Origin of the sequence: Leisingera sp. M658 (assembly GCF_025144145.1) — a bacterium.
GTDB lineage: Bacteria > Pseudomonadota > Alphaproteobacteria > Rhodobacterales > Rhodobacteraceae > Leisingera.
This window is the reverse complement of record NZ_CP083546.1, coordinates 3,427,287-3,445,706: the sequence shown is the minus strand read 5'-3', so window position 1 is coordinate 3,445,706 and position 18,420 is coordinate 3,427,287. Positions and strand designations below refer to the sequence as shown.

13 protein-coding genes and 3 pseudogenes are annotated in these 18,420 nt (G+C 57.6%); 8 read left to right on the top strand and 8 right to left on the bottom strand.

Annotation, left to right across the window (positions count from 1 at the left end; genetic code table 11):
* Nucleotides 1-5: 5 nt before the first annotated feature.
* On the bottom strand, nucleotides 6-626 hold the full coding sequence (locus K3724_RS16940; RefSeq protein ID WP_259987478.1) for a hypothetical protein: 621 nt from the start codon (nucleotides 624-626) through the stop codon (nucleotides 6-8).
* A 165-nt stretch (nucleotides 627-791) separates the two neighbouring features.
* On the opposite strand from K3724_RS16940, the gene K3724_RS16935 reads away from it, so the two are divergent.
* A complete protein-coding gene (locus tag K3724_RS16935) occupies nucleotides 792-1,058 on the top strand; it encodes a zf-TFIIB domain-containing protein (protein WP_259987476.1) in 267 nt (88 codons plus the stop codon).
* 55 nt (nucleotides 1,059-1,113) lie between these two features.
* On the opposite strand, the gene K3724_RS16930 is transcribed toward K3724_RS16935, so the two are convergent.
* On the bottom strand, nucleotides 1,114-1,581 hold the full coding sequence (locus K3724_RS16930; protein WP_259987475.1) for an aminoacyl-tRNA deacylase: 468 nt from the start codon (nucleotides 1,579-1,581) through the stop codon (nucleotides 1,114-1,116).
* A gap of 320 nt (nucleotides 1,582-1,901) precedes the next feature.
* Here K3724_RS16930 and ettA point away from each other — a divergent pair, with 320 nt between their 5' ends.
* Nucleotides 1,902-3,569 carry an energy-dependent translational throttle protein EttA gene (gene ettA / locus K3724_RS16925; protein ID WP_259987473.1) on the top strand — a complete coding sequence of 556 codons (1,668 nt, stop codon included), beginning with the start codon at nucleotides 1,902-1,904 and terminating at the stop codon, nucleotides 3,567-3,569.
* Nucleotides 3,570-4,931: 1,362 nt separating this feature from the next.
* Here the strand turns inward: ettA and uvrB are convergent.
* The gene (gene uvrB / locus K3724_RS16920) at nucleotides 4,932-7,130 is read right to left on the bottom strand and encodes an excinuclease ABC subunit UvrB (protein ID WP_259987472.1); all 2,199 of its coding nucleotides are present in this window, start codon (nucleotides 7,128-7,130) and stop codon (nucleotides 4,932-4,934) included.
* Nucleotides 7,131-7,227: 97 nt separating this feature from the next.
* Nucleotides 7,228-7,668 carry a MarR family winged helix-turn-helix transcriptional regulator gene (locus tag K3724_RS16915; protein ID WP_259987470.1) on the bottom strand — a complete coding sequence of 147 codons (441 nt, stop codon included), beginning with the start codon at nucleotides 7,666-7,668 and terminating at the stop codon, nucleotides 7,228-7,230.
* Between the two features lie 86 nt (nucleotides 7,669-7,754).
* Here K3724_RS16915 and K3724_RS16910 point away from each other — a divergent pair, with 86 nt between their 5' ends.
* The 5 genes from K3724_RS16910 to K3724_RS16890 all read left to right on the top strand — a co-directional run bounded on the left by K3724_RS16910 (nucleotide 7,755) and on the right by K3724_RS16890 (nucleotide 12,950).
* Nucleotides 7,755-8,441 carry a glutathione S-transferase family protein gene (locus tag K3724_RS16910; protein ID WP_259987468.1) on the top strand — a complete coding sequence of 229 codons (687 nt, stop codon included), beginning with the start codon at nucleotides 7,755-7,757 and terminating at the stop codon, nucleotides 8,439-8,441.
* 82 nt (nucleotides 8,442-8,523) lie between these two features.
* A complete protein-coding gene (locus K3724_RS16905) occupies nucleotides 8,524-8,835 on the top strand; it encodes an ETC complex I subunit (protein WP_259987466.1) in 312 nt (103 codons plus the stop codon).
* Between the two features lie 853 nt (nucleotides 8,836-9,688).
* Nucleotides 9,689-10,480 (top strand): SIR2 family protein, encoded by a 792-nt coding sequence (locus K3724_RS16900; protein ID WP_259987464.1) that lies wholly within the window; start codon nucleotides 9,689-9,691, stop codon nucleotides 10,478-10,480.
* A 19-nt stretch (nucleotides 10,481-10,499) separates the two neighbouring features.
* The gene (locus tag K3724_RS16895) at nucleotides 10,500-11,291 is read left to right on the top strand and encodes a hypothetical protein (protein ID WP_259987463.1); all 792 of its coding nucleotides are present in this window, start codon (nucleotides 10,500-10,502) and stop codon (nucleotides 11,289-11,291) included.
* A 354-nt stretch (nucleotides 11,292-11,645) separates the two neighbouring features.
* A complete protein-coding gene (locus tag K3724_RS16890; RefSeq protein ID WP_259987461.1) occupies nucleotides 11,646-12,950 on the top strand; it encodes a DUF6236 family protein in 1,305 nt (434 codons plus the stop codon).
* 320 nt (nucleotides 12,951-13,270) lie between these two features.
* Here the strand turns inward: K3724_RS16890 and K3724_RS16885 are convergent.
* A pseudogene (locus K3724_RS16885) lies at nucleotides 13,271-13,810 on the bottom strand (enoyl-CoA hydratase-related protein).
* A 132-nt stretch (nucleotides 13,811-13,942) separates the two neighbouring features.
* Between K3724_RS16885 and K3724_RS16880 the strand changes: the two are divergent.
* Nucleotides 13,943-15,078 (top strand): annotated as a pseudogene (locus tag K3724_RS16880) (IS5 family transposase).
* A gap of 21 nt (nucleotides 15,079-15,099) precedes the next feature.
* Here the strand turns inward: K3724_RS16880 and K3724_RS16875 are convergent.
* From K3724_RS16875 to K3724_RS16865, 3 genes and pseudogenes are all read right to left on the bottom strand, one after another.
* Complete coding sequence (locus tag K3724_RS16875; protein WP_259987459.1) at nucleotides 15,100-15,390, bottom strand: enoyl-CoA hydratase-related protein; 291 nt, start codon at nucleotides 15,388-15,390, stop codon at nucleotides 15,100-15,102.
* A 2-nt stretch (nucleotides 15,391-15,392) separates the two neighbouring features.
* Nucleotides 15,393-16,826: pseudogene (locus tag K3724_RS16870) on the bottom strand (aldehyde dehydrogenase family protein).
* Nucleotides 16,827-16,841: 15 nt separating this feature from the next.
* A complete protein-coding gene (locus tag K3724_RS16865; protein ID WP_259987456.1) occupies nucleotides 16,842-18,398 on the bottom strand; it encodes a class I adenylate-forming enzyme family protein in 1,557 nt (518 codons plus the stop codon).
* Nucleotides 18,399-18,420: the final 22 nt, after the last annotated feature.

Here is an 18,420-nt window from a genome sequence, read left to right as displayed (position 1 = left end):
CCCGGTCAGACCGGCACCGCCGCCTTAAGCAGCCTCCAGGCCAGCCGGATCACCGCCCCCGGCAGCATGGCTGAGCGCAGCAGAACCTTGTTGGAATTCACCGCTTCGGCGATGCGGGCGTAATGCACCTGCTTGTCCGCAGGCGAGCGCAGCAGGATGGTTTCGGCCTGCTGCATCGCCCGTTCGGTCTGCCGTTTGATCTGCGGCACAGCAGCCGGTATTACCGCACGGTACAGATTCAACCCCTTGCGCTTGGGCTTTTGCGCCGGGTCCAGATTGCTGTTGACCGCCTGGGTCAGCGTGTCCTGCACCAGGACCAGCGCTTTGGTTGCTTCGGCATAGGCATGGTTGCCGCCCAGCTGCTGAACCGCCAGTTTATAGGTGTGGCGGTAGCAGTCGTATTTGTAGACCTTGGGCAATGTCCCGCAGCGGTCAAAACCGCGCGTCAGCGTCGTGACAACGGTTTTTGTCGCCCGCGAGCTCAGCCCGCTGCGCTGGCCGCCGCCGCCGCTGCTTGCGCCGCTGTCCCGGCTGCCGCCACCGCCGCCGCCGCCTTCGCCGCCAAAGGCGGGTGTACTGGCGAGGATCAGGGTCAGGACTCCGGCCTGAATGGTTTTGCTGCTCAAGTGTGCCTCCGCGGTTTTTGCTGTGATTTTTGGCCAGCTTACCACGGGTCAGCCCCGTGTGAATGGGCGGAATTCTGCAAATATCGCGAATTTACGGCACTGTTGTCTTGTGCCGGGCTGCGGCGCTGCCCACCTGAGTCGCTGGAGTTGTGCAAGGAGACGCAGATGCAGTGCCCGATTGACGGAACCCAGCTGGTCATGAGCGACCGCGCCGGGGTGGAGATTGATTATTGCCCGAAATGCCGCGGTGTGTGGCTGGACCGGGGCGAATTGGACAAGATCATCGAGCGATCGGCACAGCCAGCGCAGGCCTCACCGCAGCAGCAGCAGCAGCGCTATGACGAGCGGGGCGGCGATTATGATCCGCGCTACGGCAAGAAGCCTTATAAGAAGAAAAAGAAGAACTTTCTGGAAGATCTGTTCGATTTCTGACCCGCATCAGGCGCCGCCCCGGTGACGCGGGGGCGGCAAGCCATTGTCGCAGGCGCTAATGCACGATGCAGAAAGATCCGTGTTTGGCATCCTTCATCAGAGTGTCGAAATCATCCCCCTTCATTTCCACCAATGTCTTGTGGTCGCCGGCCTCGAACCAGACTTTGTCCAGGCCGCTGAGGCTGTCGTCAATGATCGTCGGCACATGATAGGCCTGGCCCACGCAGGGGGCAGCGCCAGGGTCGCAATCGTCAAAGACCTGGTTCAGCTCATATTCCGGCGCCAGGCCAAGGCGGCGGTCCATCATCGATTGCAGCGCGTGCAGATCAACCGTCTGGTTGGAGGGCACCACGGCAAGCACCGGGCCTTCCTCCATGTGGATAAGCACCGATTTTGCCAGATGGTCCCCCGGCACATGGGCGCTTTCGGCGCATTCGGCGGACGTGGCGGTATAGGGATGGCGGACCGTGCCGAACGGCAGGCCTTGTGCCTCCAGATGATGTTTCAGGCGTGAGGCGATCATCAAAGGGTCCTCCTGTGTTAGGAAAGGCCCCCCGGCCGCTGTGGCGCAGGTCTGGGATGCCGCCGGTGGGTTTGCGATCCTGGAAAGGGCGGCATCATCAGGTCTGGGCGCAGCCAGCGGCAAGCCGGGGCGCCCCGAAGTTTCCGGTGCCCGCCAGTGTGGGGCAGGAGGGGTGAGTCGGGCAAGAGGGCAGCCGCCGCCACCGGTTCAGCCGCCGGATTACGCACCGCTTGTATCCCGCATTTATCCCGCATTGCCCCGCCGCCGCCCATCCGTTATCACACCAGCCAGCTAGAATTCCCCCATCATGGAGCAGTCACATGGCCGCCTATCAGTACGTCTACCACATGCAGGGTGTCTCCAAGACCTACCCCGGTGGCAAGAAATGCTTTGAAAACATTCACCTGTCCTTCCTGCCCGGCGTGAAAATCGGTGTGGTCGGCGTCAATGGCGCCGGTAAATCCACCCTGATGAAAATCATGGCCGGTCTTGATACCGATTTCACCGGCGAGGCCTGGGCGGCTGAGGGCGCCAAAGTCGGCTATCTGCCGCAGGAGCCGAAGCTGGATGAGAGCCTGACTGTGCGTGAAAATGTCATGCTGGGCGTCAAGGCCAAGAAGGACAAGGTCGACCGTTTCAACCAGATCGCGGTCGAAATGGCCGAGAACTACACCGACGAGCTGATGGAAGAGATGACCACGCTGCAAGACAGCATTGACGCGGAAAACCTCTGGGATCTGGACAGCCAGATCGACATCTCGATGGAGGCGCTGCGCTGCCCGCCGGATGATGCCGAAATTGCCAACCTGTCGGGCGGTGAACGCCGCCGTGTAGCCCTGTGCAAGCTGTTGCTGGAAGCGCCGGAAATGCTGCTGCTCGATGAGCCGACCAACCACCTGGACGCCGAGACCATCGCCTGGCTGCAGCAGCACCTGATCGACTACAAGGGCACCATCCTCTGCGTCACTCACGACCGCTATTTCCTGGACGATATCACCAGCTGGATCCTGGAGCTGGACCGCGGCCGCGGCATTCCCTACGAAGGCAACTACTCTGCATGGCTGGAGCAAAAGGCCAAGCGCCTGCAGCAGGAAGCGCGCGAAGACAAATCCAAGCAGAAGACGCTGGAGCGCGAGTTGGAATGGATGCGTCAGGGCGCCAAGGCGCGCCAAGCCAAATCCAAGGCACGGATTAACGCCTATAACGATCTGGCCGGCCAGTCCGAGCGTGAAAAGCTGACCCGCGCCCAGATCGTCATTCCCAACGGCCCGCGTCTGGGGTCCAAGGTGATCGACGTCGAAGGCATCTCCAAACACTACGGCGACAAGCAGCTGGTTGAAGGCCTGTCCTTTGATCTGCCGCCTGGCGGCATTGTCGGCGTGATCGGCCCCAACGGCGCCGGTAAATCCACCCTGTTCCGCATGCTGACCGGCCAGGAGCAGCCCGACGCGGGCACCGTCACCTATGGCGACACCGTGAAGCTGTCCTATGTCGATCAGTCGCGCGATGACCTGAAAGACAATGAAACCGTCTGGGAAGCGATTTCCGGCGGCTCTGAAATCATCGAACTGGGCGATGCGCAGGTCAATTCCCGCGCCTATTGCTCCTCGTTCAATTTCAAAGGCGGCGATCAGCAGAAACCGCTGAACCTGCTGTCGGGCGGTGAACGCAACCGGGTCCATATGGCGCGGCTGCTGAAAGAGGGCGGCAACGTGCTGCTGCTTGACGAGCCGACCAACGACCTGGACGTGGAAACCCTGCGGGCACTGGAAGACGCACTGGTCGATTTCGCCGGCTGCGCTGTGGTGATCTCACACGACCGTTTCTTCCTCGACCGGATCTGCACCCATATGCTGGCGTTTGAAGGCGACGCGCATGTGGAGTGGTTCGAAGGCAACTTCGAGGACTACGAGGAAGACAAGAAGCGCCGTCTGGGAGCCGACGCGCTGGAGCCCAAGCGCCTGAAGCACAAGAAGTTTGTGCGGTGATATGCACGAACGGGGCGGCCAATTGGCCGCCCTTTTTGTTGGCCGCAAGTGGCGCAGAAAACAGGAGCGGAAAGCCGGGGCGCGCGCAGGGTTCTGATGCCCTCCGGTCCGCTCCCCAAGGGGTGAGACGGGCAAGAGCGCGGCGGCAAACCGTATCAGGTGTAACGGGCGGTGATTAAGGCAGAGGGCCAGCAGGAGGTACTTGAGCATATGCATCGCGGGTGCCCTTTTGCGGGTGTCCCTGAGAACACCGCAGGGGGCAGAAATATTCGGGTCCGGTTTTGGCAGAGGGGAGCGCGGGGGGGGTAAATGAAAAGGGGTTTCGCTGCGAAACTTTGTTTATTAATAGTGTGTTAATATATTTTTTGTGGTTTTGCGGAGCCAATTGCACAGCGCAGCCGTGCATCGCGCCCGACCCGCCCAGTCGCACCAAAGGTGCGCCGACTGTGGGTGGCACGCCTTCGGCGTGACGGCGGGCGCGAACGCCCACCCTCGGGATCGGGCGTTGGGGGCACTAAATTTTACAAGAGGTTGCTTAGTGCTAGATGCCAACTCTCATTTACTAGTCGTGCTTGGGGAATTGGTTTGCGATTGCTCTGTCAACCCACTGCTAGGGCTTAAAGATATGCCCGGTTTTCGTGGACCAATCCGCTGTTTTGCCCATGAAAAAGCTTGGTAGGCCCTCAAGTGAATACAAAGTGCAAAAGTTCGCGTTCGCTTCAGAGATGAGGCAGCTATACAGCCCTGCGGTCATGAGACTAGGGTCTCTTTCCCCGGCTACCATTTTTGTCAACTTCGTCGAATTAGCGAGTTCTGCTAATTCGAGTTTCTTGCTTTCAGGAAAACGCGCAGTGCGTGCGCGGAAGCAAATGTAACTGCCGTCGCTTAGATGCCATGTACCTAGTATGTTTCTTCGCGGCCAATAGAAAGTGTCCCATTCGTTAGGGTTCGTTTCTGACGCAAAAACTGAAACCTCGGTGCAGCCTGAGACTGGCGGTGCCGGTAAAAAATGGATTTTCTTTTGGGTGGAACGAGCGTGAGGAACGCATCTAGTAATCGGAACGAACTTTAGTGACATAACATGGGTGTGTTCGATTCCTCGAAAATCTCCTTTTCGCCATTTTGAGATAACGCGATCAGTGGAGGGCATTGGCGGACTGTGAGACGCCAAATTACTCGTGATCGCGTACCTGCAGATGCCGCTTGCATGCAGGCTGACTTTGTGAAGACCTCCGGCGGAGCTTTCTGACAAGTAAATGTCATCCTTGTTTCTGAAAGCAGTCCAGTGCGACGAGAAGAGAATATCGTCACTGGTTCCTTTCAAAGCAAAGCGCAATCGCGCTGACTTGCCTAACAACATGGTCAAGAAAATTTCTTCTGCGACTTGCCCCGGTACGCCCTTGTCCCAGCCTTGCCCGCGGTTGACCGCCCCCGCGATTTTACCGCAGCATCAGACGCTGCCTCCACCGCAGATTGCCGCGCCAGCGGGTCGTCGGAGATCGCCAGATCCACTGCCTCCAGCCGTTTGACCTCGTCGCGCAGGCGGGCGGCTTCTTCGAACTCGAGGTTCTCGGCGGCCTTGCGCATCTGGTCGCGCAGCCCGTTCAGATGCGCCTCCAGGTTGGCGCCGTGCATCGGCTTGTCGATCTGCGCGGTGACGCGGTTCATGTCGGTGTCGCCGGCATAAAGCCCGGCCAGAACGTCCTCGACGTTTTTCCTGACCGTTTCCGGGGTGATGCCATGCTCGGTGTTATAGGCGATCTGCTTGTCGCGGCGGCGGTCGGTTTCCCCCAGGGCGCGCTCCATCGATCCGGTGATGCGGTCGGCGTACATGATAACGCGGCCCTCGGCGTTGCGGGCGGCGCGGCCGATGGTCTGGATGAGGGAGGTTTCGGAACGCAGGAAGCCTTCCTTGTCGGCGTCCAGAATGGCGACCAGCCCGCATTCGGGGATGTCGAGGCCTTCGCGCAGCAGGTTGATGCCGATCAGCACGTCAAAGGCACCAAGGCGCAAATCACGCAGGATTTCAATGCGTTCCAGCGTGTCGATGTCGGAATGCATATAGCGGACCTTGATGCCCTGTTCGTGCAGGTATTCGGTCAGATCCTCGGCCATGCGTTTGGTCAGCGTGGTCACAAGCGTGCGGCACCCATCGGCGGTGACGCGGCGCACCTCGTCCAGCAGATCATCAACCTGCATATCGACGGGGCGGATTTCGACCTGCGGATCCAAGAGGCCGGTGGGGCGGATCACCTGTTCGGCAAAGACGCCGCTGGATTGTTCCAGTTCCCATTTGGACGGCGTGGCAGAGACAAACACCGATTGCGGGCGCATGGCGTCCCATTCCTCAAACTTCAGCGGGCGGTTGTCCATGCACGACGGCAGGCGGAAGCCGTGTTCGGCCAATGTCATCTTGCGCCGGTGGTCGCCCTTGTACATGCCGCCGATCTGCGGCACCGAGACGTGGCTTTCGTCGGCAAAAACAATGGCATTGTCGGGGATGAATTCAAATAGGGTGGGGGGCGGCTCACCCGGTGCGCGGCCCGTCAGATAGCGGGAATAGTTCTCGATCCCGTTGCAGTGGCCGGTCGCCTCCAGCATTTCGATATCGAAGTTGCAGCGCTGTTCCAGCCGCTGGGCCTCCAGCAGCTTACCCTCGCCGAGCAGGTTTTCCAGCCGCATCTTCAACTCGTTCTTGATTGAGATCACGGCCTGATTGAGGGTTGGTTTCGGCGTCACATAGTGGGAGTTCGCATAGACGCGGATCTGCTCGAAGCTGCCGGTCTTTTCACCCGTCAGCGGGTCGAATTCGGTGATCTGCTCCAGCTCCTCGCCAAAGAAGGACAACTTCCACGCGCGGTCTTCCAGGTGGGCGGGGAAGATTTCCAGCGTGTCGCCGCGGACCCGGAAAGAGCCGCGCTGAAACGCCTGGTCGTTGCGCTTGTACTGCTGGGCAACCAGATCGGCCATGATCTGGCGCTGGTCGTAGATTTCCCCGGCTTTGAGGTCCTGGGTCATCGCCGAGTAGGTCTCAACCGAGCCGATGCCGTAGATACAGGATACCGACGCGATGATAATCACGTCGTCGCGTTCAAGCAGGGCGCGGGTGGCAGAGTGGCGCATCCGGTCGATCTGCTCGTTAATCTGGCTTTCCTTCTCGATGTACGTGTCCGAGCGCGGAACATAGGCTTCGGGCTGGTAATAGTCGTAGAAGGAGACGAAGTATTCGACCGAGTTTTCCGGGAAGAAGCCTTTGAATTCGCCATACAATTGCGCGGCGAGGGTTTTGTTCGGGGCGAGGATGATGGCAGGACGCTGGGTCTCCTCGATCACCTTGGCCATGGTGAAGGTCTTGCCGGTGCCGGTGGCGCCCAGCAGCACCTGGTTGCGCTCGCCCTCAAGCACGCCCTCGGACAGTTCGCGGATCGCAGTGGGCTGGTCGCCGGCGGGCTGAAACGGGGTATGCATCACAAACCGCTTGCCGCCTTCCAGCTTGGGCCGCTGCTGCGGTGCCCGCTGGGTCATCATCGGCATGGTCTTGTCGGAATGGGCATAGGGCATCAGGCGACTCCGTTGGCGGCTGGCGCTGATTTTGGTCTGTTTTTGTTCTTGTGCAAGGGGGCAGGGCGGGGTTTCGCCGGAATGCCGCCTGTTTTTGTCAGCTGCGCACAGGACGATGGAATTTGCCGAGCAGTTCCGCCAGCCGCCGTGCTTCGCCTGGGCTGAAATGGGGGAGGACGGCCTGCTGCATGGCATCGGCGTAAACCGCCCAGATGCGGGCGCGCATGGCGGCGCCGTCCGGCGTGATCACCAATGTCTGGCCGCGCCCGTCGCCGTCGCAGGTCTGGCGCTGCAGCAGGCCTGCCTTGGCCAGCCGCTCCGCCAGGCGCGAGACGCCGTATTGCGGCAGCAGCAGTTTTTCCTGCAGCTCAATGGGGCGCAGACCGGCGGCGCCGGCGCACTCAAGCTCCCACAGCAGATCGTACCAGTCGAGGCCCGGCAGGCCCGCCTGTTTCAGTGCAGCCTCCACTGTGGCGAGGATGGATTTATGGGCGCGGGCCAGCGGCAGCCAGATGCCGAACGGGTCAGGTGTTTCCATGCAGGGAATTTAAATGCATATGCATTGACATGCAAGAGTGGGCTGCTCATCTGGTATACATGCAATTGCATTTAAATGGAGGTCCCATGACTGACTTGCATCTGATCAGCCACCACCTGTGCCCCTATGTGCAACGCGCGGTGATTGTGCTGAGTGAAAAAGCCATCCCGCACCGGCGCACCTATATCGATCTGGCGGACAAGCCCGAATGGTTCCGATCGCTGTCGCCGCTGGGCCGGGTTCCGGTGCTGGAAACCGGCGGGCGGGTGTTGTTTGAAAGCCAGGTGATTGCCGAATACCTGGATGAGACCACGCCGGGCAGCCTGCATCCCGCTGATCCGCTGGAGCGGGCGCGGCATCGGGCCTGGATCGCATTCGGCTCCGAGACGCTGGCGGCCATCGGCAAACTGTATGGCGCACCGGATGAGGCCGCATTTGCCGCGGCTGCCAGAGATCTGCGCACCCGGCTTGAGCGGATTGCGCCGGAGGTGGCGGGGCCTTTCTTTGCCGGAGAAACCTTCCGTCTGGTGGATGGCGTCTGGGGCACCATCTTCCGGTATTTTGAGACATTTGAGGCCATTGGGGATTTCGGGCTGATGCCGGAGGCCTCGCATATGGCGGTGTGGAGGGCTGCGGTCATGGCGCGGGCATCGGTACGGGAGGCGCCGCCGGAGGGGTACCCGGCCCGGCTGATGGAATTCCTTTGCGCGCGGCACTCCCATCTGGGCGGGCTGGCGCGGGCGGCCTGTGGCACGGCAGCAAAGCCGCTTTAATGCTGTGCAATTGGCACCTTGCCGCAGAGCCGTATCCGGCGCATAAAAGCGCTGGACGAAGACTCGAAGCGGGAGACAGCCCATGCAAGCGCGGATTTACCGGCCGGCACGCAATGCCATGACCTCGGGCATGGCCAAGACGCGGAAATGGGTGCTGGAATACGCGCCTGCCTCGGCCCGTGAAGTGGATCCGCTGATGGGCTGGACCTCCTCCGGCGACACGCAGAGCCAGGTCAAATTGCGGTTCGAGAGCAAGGAGGCGGCACTGGAATATGCCAAGGACCACGGCATCGAAGCGCAGGTGGTCGAGCCCAAGGAACGCAAGCCCAACATCCGCCCGGGCGGCTATGGCGACAACTTCGCCACCAACCGCCGCGGTCCCTGGACACACTGAAGATGTGTGTAAATCTTCCACGAGTTCCCACCGTTTCGGCACGAGTTCTCACCAGGATCTACATATAGGGCGCCCAGCGGGCGCCTTTTCTATATCTGGGTTGGAACATTGTGGCAGAGGCCGAATGCATTACGGAAACAGAGAACAGGCTCCTTCGTTTTGCTGTGCCTGCATATTCGGGGGCCAGGTAGCTTCATGCACGGCGATGGGGGCAGCCGCCGCTTTCTGCAACAGTGAAAAGATAGAGTTTCACATCAGCCTGCTCCAAGACAGCAGGCAGCCCGAAGCGGTCATAGACTTGGTGCGACGCGGCAAGGATGCTGCCGGTGCAAAATTTTCGGGCCATCTCACCAAAAGCGTCAACTCACCGAACCCGGCGAGCTACTGCCAATGCTGCGGACCGCTTCAGGGGGCGCGATGCGCAGTTAGTGACCTTTGCATAGTCTCGGGGTCTGGCAGTCAGGCGGCGATCCCATGCTGCATGAGCGATGGCAGGAACAGACCTTCGCCGCACGTGCAGCCGCTAACCATCATCGAACGAACGGGATGCGGGACTTTGCGGCCGTTCGCTGCAGGTGCGAGAAGTCGGCGAAAAACAAGCCTCTCCCGATAGTGACAGGGCCGACTGCCGACCTTCGCTGCGCCGAACAGGAACGGCAACAAAACGTAGAAGGTAGCAATGCACCGGCGGGGCCGCACACAAAATCATATCGCAAGATGCCTCGTCGCGGCATCACTTACAGCCGACCAGTGAACCCTCGGCCAACTGTTTTCAATGTGTTCGGCCAACTGTTTTCAATGTGTAAGGTAAACTCTAAGATGCATGAGCGGCAGTAATAGAAAGATAGTATCGATGACGCTCACACCTATGGCTGATAGCCTCGCCAAAGTACTGGATGGCCGAGGAGCCGGCCCATTCCTGTTTGTTGGGTCAGGATTCTCGCGACGCTACGTAGGCCTGGAGAGTTGGGCGGAACTGTTGCAGCGATTTTGTGATGGGATCCGTGATTTTGGCTATTACTCTACAAAGGCTAACGGTGACCTTCCGCGCGCCGCTTCATTGATGGCACAAGATTTCAATGAGTTGTGGTGGGGGGATGATCGCTTTGCGGAAAGCCGAGAGAAACACAAGGACGCACTGAGAACAGAGTCTTCGGCTTTGAAGCTCGAAATCGCGACGTACCTAACTCAAATTGATCTGAAGCAAGCTGGTACCGAAGGACTCGAAGCCGAGCTGGCTGCACTGAAAGGCCTTCACGTCGATGGTATTATTACGACGAACTGGGACCTGCTGCTTGAAGAACTGTTTCCTGACTACCGCTCATTCGTTGGACAGGAACCATTACTTTTCGCCAACCCGCAATCAATTGCTGAAATATACAAAATACACGGCTGCTCCTCTGACCCAGAAAGCCTTGTACTGACTGAACAGGACTATAGCAGATTTAGAGAGCGCAATCCTTATCTTGCTGCGAAGCTAATCACGATCTTTGTCGAGCACCCCCATAGTTTTCATCGGGTACTCGATAACAGACCCGCACATTCAGGCGATTATCTCAGATATTTCTCGGTGCCTGGGGCCAGAACGCCTGGAAAAACTACAGGAAAACCTAATCTTCGTCATCCGAGCCAGAGGCAAAGATAGTACAATCGGGCAAGGCGTGATGACGCTGGGTGATGCAAACATAAACTACACTCTTGTAAGTACTGACGATTTTCAGGAAGTTTATTCGGCGATAGACACCGTAAAGCGCCAAGTACCCGCTCGTGTACTTCGTTTTCCGAAAGAACAAATGTACGAACTGGTTAAGTCCGCCAATCCTGAAGAAAAAATGTCTGTGGTGGATATTGACGAGATTCAGGATAAGGATGACGTGGAGTTCGTAGTGGGTGTCGGTGTTGCGGAAGCCCACAAAGCACAGCTCGCAAGCGACGAACAGGTGCAGGCGGAAACCCTTTCGAAGCTGGGGTACAAGGGTATTACAGTTGACGATATATTTGCAGATGTTATCAAAAATGATTCCGAGTATGATGCAAGAGATCTCCTTAACATCGTCTATCCCGCCTTCAGGAAGTTGCCAAACAAGTATATCCCCGCGTTTCGTTACCTGCGCGCTGCCGGAGTGGATTCAAAAAAGGCGCTGGAAGAATCGGATTTTGAAGATGCGAAGACAATAGCAATCCGCAGCGTTGAGCGGGGCTTCTCGATACCAAGCTACAAAGCTCAGTATGAAAGAGATTTCGCCGGTCTTTCCACTGCAGAAATTATTGAGAAAACGAACCCAGAAAAGGTTACAATTATGATTCCACATCAACCACGAGATCAGGTTGATTTGGAGGTGCTTCGAGATTTTCTATGCAATCACGTCGATCAATTAGACAAGGATCCCTACAAAAGCTTTTTTCGTAAACTGCACGCCTACTACGATTTTCTTAGATATGGCTTCGACCTTTGAGCAATAGTTGGAGCCACGTTGGAGGCTGATCGTCAGCCTTTACGAAGAGCCAGAAGACAAAGTGGCCCCTATCCGGACCTTCTCTGCGCCTGCCATCAAGGCCTGGTTAGAGCCGCTCGGCCTTCTGCGGATGCGAGGGCCTGCCTGGTAATCAGTGTCCGATTAGGGCTTTTAGCGCCCACCTAGCGGACAAACGGGTCGAGCCCATATTAACTGGTGCTGCGGCTTGCATGAATGTCAGGTTCGAGTTTGTTTCAAAACAAGATTCAACCAGTTATCCTTGACCGCAATCAAGAAGTTAGTACAAAAAAGGCTAAGAAAATACTTTAGGAATTTTCATCTAGAGGCACTGACATGAGTACCGAAAGAAGTCGGCAAAGAGCGACCGGTCGCAGTCTGAGCACCCATAGCGGTGGGAAAAAGCGAAAATATCATCATTCAATAATCTGTTACGACAATTCCGATATCGAAGAGTGGACGGGGGTAGTTCTACCTCCGAGCTACAAGAAAACGGGCCAGAACCGTTTAGTTTCAATGGGTACTAAGTACAACATTAACGGTGTCATGGCTCATCTTTTCTTTTGGGATAAAGCTGCAATACCCAGGCCAAACAAAGTGTCGAAGCTACCTCAGGACTTTGATCTTATTGATTATTGCCATGACCAGCTACTGTCAACGCCCCAGAGGAACAACGTATTTGATTTTTTTGAGGACCGCCCTCTCGAAAGGCACCCTTTCAAGAATAGGCGCAATCACGATGTTCAAAGATCTGAAATTTATGAAACCTCCGATCTGGAGTGGGAAAATCAAGTGCAAACATTTTTCGCGCTTGACAAGAAGTCACCTGGTTGCTGGGCAATTGCCGACCCTTTTTATCAACATCGAAAGTTGAATGTCGGTCGTTCCCTTTTGGTCAGGTTGCATGACGCCATCCCTGTGCCAGCTGTCGGAGTTCAGCTATTGGATCTCGTGGAGTTTAAGAATAAATGCGCACAGGAGCGAAAGGCGCTGCGACTACATCTTTCAAAATTATTTTTGAAAATTCAATCGTCCTCTGACAGCGTTCTTTCTTTTAAACTAGAGCTCGACAATCTTAAAGACGCAATTTCTGATCTGATGAATTGTTTCGAGAATAGTAGTTTCCCTATGTCGCTCGCGTCTATGGAGGCGAGGTTACATTGGGATATCGATACCAAGGTAGCGCTAGGTTCTGGTGCGGTCATGTACTCACTGAAAGGTTTGGAGGAAGCGCTCATGGCTGCCATTGGGACAGGTGTTTTAGTAAATTTGCTTCCAAAGATAGAGGTTTCCATATCAAAGGGTCAGTTGCCGCGGTCAAAAAACCCGCTAACGTATGCTCACTTAATTTCGGATCAGTTCCTGACAAAGGTAGAGGCGCACCCCCTTTCGTCTGATCGTTTTATAGAAAATGGAAACGGACCGACCAGCGTGTTTCAAGATGAAAAGTGGGCGATTGAATTTGACGACCCAAAGTTTCATCTTTTGGGGAGGGATGGGGATGGGTGCACCTTTTTTGTTAATTCTGCGATGGTGTTTCCTTCGGCCAGTTCGGCTGAAGAGTACATAGACGCCAATAGAACCAATTTGTCGAAGCTTGGGTCAAACCCTCATTTGAAATTTATTGATGGACACAGTTAACCTTCCATGGATTAGTAATAATCCTCTCACAACCGTTCAAAACCTCAAGCGTCATTTGTTTCAACCTTCGCCTACGCGAATCTGGTACGCACTGGTATAGCAAGTCGTAGCGATGCAAAGTGCCGGCTACATATGTTGGATTTCATTCACTTCTCAAGGTGTACGGTAGATTGTCGGAACCGAATGATAGCTTCGTGCCGCTTCGCGACCTCATATTAACGCGCACCGGGGTGAAAGCTGGCTTTCTTTTCGTTTGCTATTAGGGTCTGCATTTGCGACAGAACAACTATGATAGCACCTTCGACCTGAAGGTGTACATCTCAATCGTCGGAATCAAATGGCTGGTTTCCCGTCCAGTCGAACGAACCCTGATCCCTTTCCTCTACCGCTTGTTTCCAGCCGACCTTTTCGACACGGGCCTTGAAGTTCATACACTCCGGGGAATGGCGCGTAATGCCGTCGAATACAGTTGCCAGACGTTGAGTCTGGTTGATCCTTTCCTCGACGGCGGAATTGATCACCATCTTCTGCATGGCCAGCTGGTTGATCGGTACAGTTGCCATACGCCCGGCTAAGGCCTCGACAGCATCATCCAATTGATCATCCGGGACCGATTTCAGTATCAGCCCCATCTCGGTGGCCTCGACGCCAGAGATTTTATCACCTGTGAACATCATCCGCTTCGCCTTCTCCGGGCCCAGCCGATGCACTCACATTGCTGTGGTCGGGCATCCCCAGCCCCGGGTTGGCATGTAACCGATCTGAGCGGTATCTCCCATGACTGTCAGATCTGCGCAAAGCGCAATATCCGACCCGCCAGCGACGGCGAAGCCATGGACCTTGCACACGACCGGCTTCATCGCCCGGAACAGCGACATGAAGTTCTGAGTATTCGCCCACATGAACTGGAAGTCCTGCATCGGATCGGCATTGTTGCAGAACTCTGACCGCTAAGGATTCACATCACGAATCCATGCGGTTAGACGGGTTAGATGAGCAAGCCCGCACCTGCCCGCTACCGCACGACGAATTGGTCCAGCTACAACGATGCGCTCAGGAAGCGCGGGTCGCTTCTGATCCGGTTGGACAAAGAGATGACCTGGCTCGCGCCGCATGAAGGGCGACCGGGGCGTCCACCAGTCTTCTCGAACTCGGCGATCCAGTTCTGCCTGTCGATCAAGGTTCTGTTCAAGTTGCCACTCCGGCAGACCGCCGGGATGGTCGCCAGCCTTTTGCACCTGGCGGGGTTGGACTGGCCCGTTCCCGATTTCTCTACACTGTGCCGCCGGCAGAGTGAGATGGGACCGTGGCCCCAGTGGGGCCGCGTAAGCCCATAGAACGCTGGCCGTCCAGATCCCGTATCGCCGCGCCGATGGTCCGCTGAACCTGCGTCCCCTCTCGGGACATTGCTATGCAATGCCCTGCCGGGCAACGGACAGCACCGGGATCAAGTTCCTTGGCGATGGTGAGTGGCAGGCCCGCAAGCACGGCGTTCAGGGGCGACGCCAATCGCTGCCCGGCAGTTGATTGCAGAGCAATCAATGAGAGGGGCGCAAGGTGCATCTTGCGATGGATGCTGCCACGTCTGACATCCGTGCTGTCCCTTGTCCGGCAGGCGATTTGCAAAGCAAATCTGACGAGAGGGAATTCACCCCCAGCCGCGACGGCCCCTCTCGTGGTTATGCTGCGCAAACCACTGCCGGGCAGTGGACAGCCCGGTCCTGCCGGAACTGCGCGACCAGAGTCCGAAGGACGAAGAGATCGGCAGCGTGACTGCAGACGGGGCCTATGACACGCGCCGTTGCCACTCCGCCATCATCAAGCGTGGGCCGTCCCGATTATCCCTATCCGCAAGAATGGCCAGCCGTGGAAAGAAAACTGCCCGGCGGCACAGGTCAGAAACGAAACCTTGCGCGCCACCCGGCACTACGGCCGGGCCTTCTGGAAACGCTGGACAGGATACCACGCCCGGAGCCGGGTCGAGGCAAAGATGCGCTGCTTGAAGGCATTCGGCGAACGCATCGCCGCAAGAGACCCTGGTAGCCAAACCGCTGAAATCCACATCCGCATCGCCCTCATCAATCGCTTCAATGCACTCGGCACCGCCGAGATCGTCCGCGTCGCCTAAGTTCAGAGGGGAAAGGGGTAGTCAGGCCTCAAGAGGGAGTTTTGCAACAACGCCCATCGGATCCCAGGGCATCTCCTGCACCACCTTGTTGGGGCCGTTGCCTTCGGCGTAGTGCGCCAGATCATAGCCTGAGCAAAACGCCTTGCCCGCTCCGGCCAATACCATCACATGAATGCCTGGGTCTGCGTCTGCCCGCCCTACAGCGGCGGCAAGTTCGCGCGGCAGATCATCGTCAATCGCGTTCATCACTTCAGGGCGGTTCAAGGTGATCCGCCCAATGCGGCCGTCTTTTTCATACAGAACTTTGGTCATGTTCACTGCCAATCGCTGACGGCTTTGACTTCAAGGAACTCCTCCAATCCCCAGACGCCGCCTTCACGGCCAATTCCGGACTGTTTCATTCCGCCAAAGGGGGATCCGGCGGCGCCGAATTTTCCGTTCATTTCGACCATACCGGAGCGGAGTTGCCGCGCCACCCGGCGTGCGTGGAGCTTATCAGCGGTCTAAACATAATTGGTCAGGCCATAGGGCGTGTCGTTGGCCAATGCGATGGCCTCTTCTTCGGTATCAAACGGAGCCATGACCAGAACCGGGCCAAAGACTTCCTCCTTCCAAAGCGTCATGTCCGGTGTAACATCCGCGAAGACGGTGGGCCTGACAAAGTAACCACGCTCCAGCCCTTCGGGCCGCCCCAATCCGCCAGCAACCAGCGTCGCTCTTTCATCGAACCCGCGTTTGATCAGGTACTGAATCTTGTTGAATTGCGTATCGGAGACAACTGGGCCAATTTGCCGGCCTTCAACGTCCGCCGGACCGATCTCGGTCTTCTCCGCAACGGCACGCGCAGTTTCGACAGCCTGATCATAGATGGAGCGTTCCACAAGCATCCGGGTTGGTGCGTTGCAGGACTGGCCGGAATTGTTGAAGCAATGGCCCACACCGCGCGCGACTGCTTTTTTGTCTGCATCAGCAAAGATGATGTTGGCGCCTTTGCCGCCCAGCTCAAGGCTGACGCGTTTGACAGTGTCTGCCGCGGATTTGCTGATCGCTACACCCGCACGGGTCGAGCCCGTGAAGCTGACCATATCCACGTCCGGATGTGCGGTGAGAGCGCTGCCCACACCTGCGCCGTTGCCATTGACAAGATTGAATACACCCGGTGGGAAACCTGCCTCGTCAATCATTTCGGCCAGCAGCACGGCGCTGAGCGGTGCCTGCTCGGCGGGCTTCAAAACCATCGTGCAACCCGCCGCCAATGCAGGCGCGACCTTGAGCATCACTTGGTTCATCGGCCAGTTCCAAGGTGTGATCAGAGCGCAGACCCCGACCGGTTCATGGAAGATCATGTCACCCGGTGCGTGATCTCCCAAGGGGTGCTCGAAAGCAAACGACTTGGCTGCACGGATGGTGTTCTTGAGATACCCGGCGCCGGCGCCCACCTGTGCCGTACTTGCCAATGCAATGGGTGCGCCCATCTCCTGGCTGATCGCCTGCGCCATTTCCTTCGCGCGCCCTTTGTAGGCTTCCATCAGCCGTTCCAACGCGGCGATACGCTCCTGGGGCTCAGTCGCCGCCCAGGCCGGAAAGGCAGACTTGGCCGCTGCAACGGCTGCGTCGGTATCAGCAGGACCGCCCAGCGAGATTGTGGCGATCCGTTCCTCGGTCGAGGGGTTCTCCACGGCCATCTCGCGCCCGTCAACCGAGGCAACCCAATGTCCACTGATGTAGTGTTTTGTCATGATGTTCATGGCGTTCCCTTTCGGTCAGAGTTCATGGAAATCTCCAGCAGCAAAGCGGTCGCGGAGAAAAAATTTCTGGATCTTGCCGGAACCGGTCAGGGGAAACTCATCCACCTGCACCCAGACATTCGGTGTTTTCTGCGGTGACATGTTTGCGCGGCAATGTGTGTGAAGTTCTGCCTTTGCGAGCGGTTTGCTGCTGCGGATGAACGCGCCGGTCAGCTCACCCCATTTAGGATCCGGCAAGCCGACGACTGCAACCTCGGCAACTTCAGGGTGCTCCAGCAGACAGTTCTCGATCTCTGCAGGGAAGTGGTTTTCGCCGCCCCGGATGATCATCTCTTTGACACGGCCAGTGACGCTCACATACCCGCGCGCGTCCATCCGGCCCAGATCACCGGTATGCAGCCAGCCATCCGAATCGACCGTCTCGGATGTGGCTTCGGGATTGTCGTTGTATTCCAGCATGACGCAGGGGCCGCGGGCGCAGATTTCTCCGATCTCCCCTATGGCGACTGCACTGTTATCATCGACACTGCGGATCGAGACCTCGGTCTGCACAACCGGTCGGCCTGCTGTGTTGCAAATGTCTTCAATGCTATCAGACAGGTGGTGCTGGGTGATCACCGGGCAGTGTTCGGTTTGCCCATAGAGTGTCGAGAACCCGGCCCCCATCAGGATTTGCACCCGGCGGACCAGTTCTGGTGCAACCATAGAGCCACCGCAACTGACCACCTTCAGCGCGGACAGGTCTCGCGGGCTTAGTTCCTGTGCGTCCAGAAGAGCCACCACCATGGTCGGTACGCCAAGGATGATGTCAGCGCGGCACGCTTCAAGCTGATCCAGAACCACTTCCGGGTCGAACAAGCTGATCAATACCATACGGCAGCCTGCCTGAAGGCATCCCAGCGTGACCATTCCACAGCCAGACGTATGGAACATCGGCATGACATTGACCCAGGATGTTTTTTCGGTCGCTCCGCACCGGGTGGCGTAGAAACGTGCATTGTTGACCAGTCCGCGATGGCTGAGCACGGCCCCTTTTGGGAAACTGGTGGTTCCGCTGGTGTACTGGATCATTGCGGCGTCGCCCGGAGCAACCTGTGGCATAGAGACAGGGCGGGATCCAAAGTCAAATAGGGCCGGGCTCTCCATGTCAGTGATCTCCCGCACAGCCGGGATGCCAGCAGCAACGTCCGCCCCGATACTGCGCATTGGATTGCCGCGAAACTCCTCCACCAGAAACAAGGCAACCGCGCCGGATTGCTTCAGGACATACTCCAGTTCGCGGGCTTGAAAGACCGGGTTTGCGGTCACCAGTACCAGCCCGGCCAAGGCGCAGGCATATTCCATTAGCACCCATTCCGGGCTGTTGGGGGACCAGACGACGACGCGTTCCCCCGGACCGAAACGGGTCGTGAGAGCCCGCGCCAATTTCTCAGCCTCTGCCAGCAGTTCGCCATATGACCAGTTCCGTCCAGGCGACCCATCCTGCCGGATCTCCGTCAGGGCCTCGGAATCTGGCCGCGCATCGGCAATCTCGCGCAGCATCGCTCCGACGGTTATCTCGCGTACGTCCATGTCAGGCTGGGCCGGGACGTAG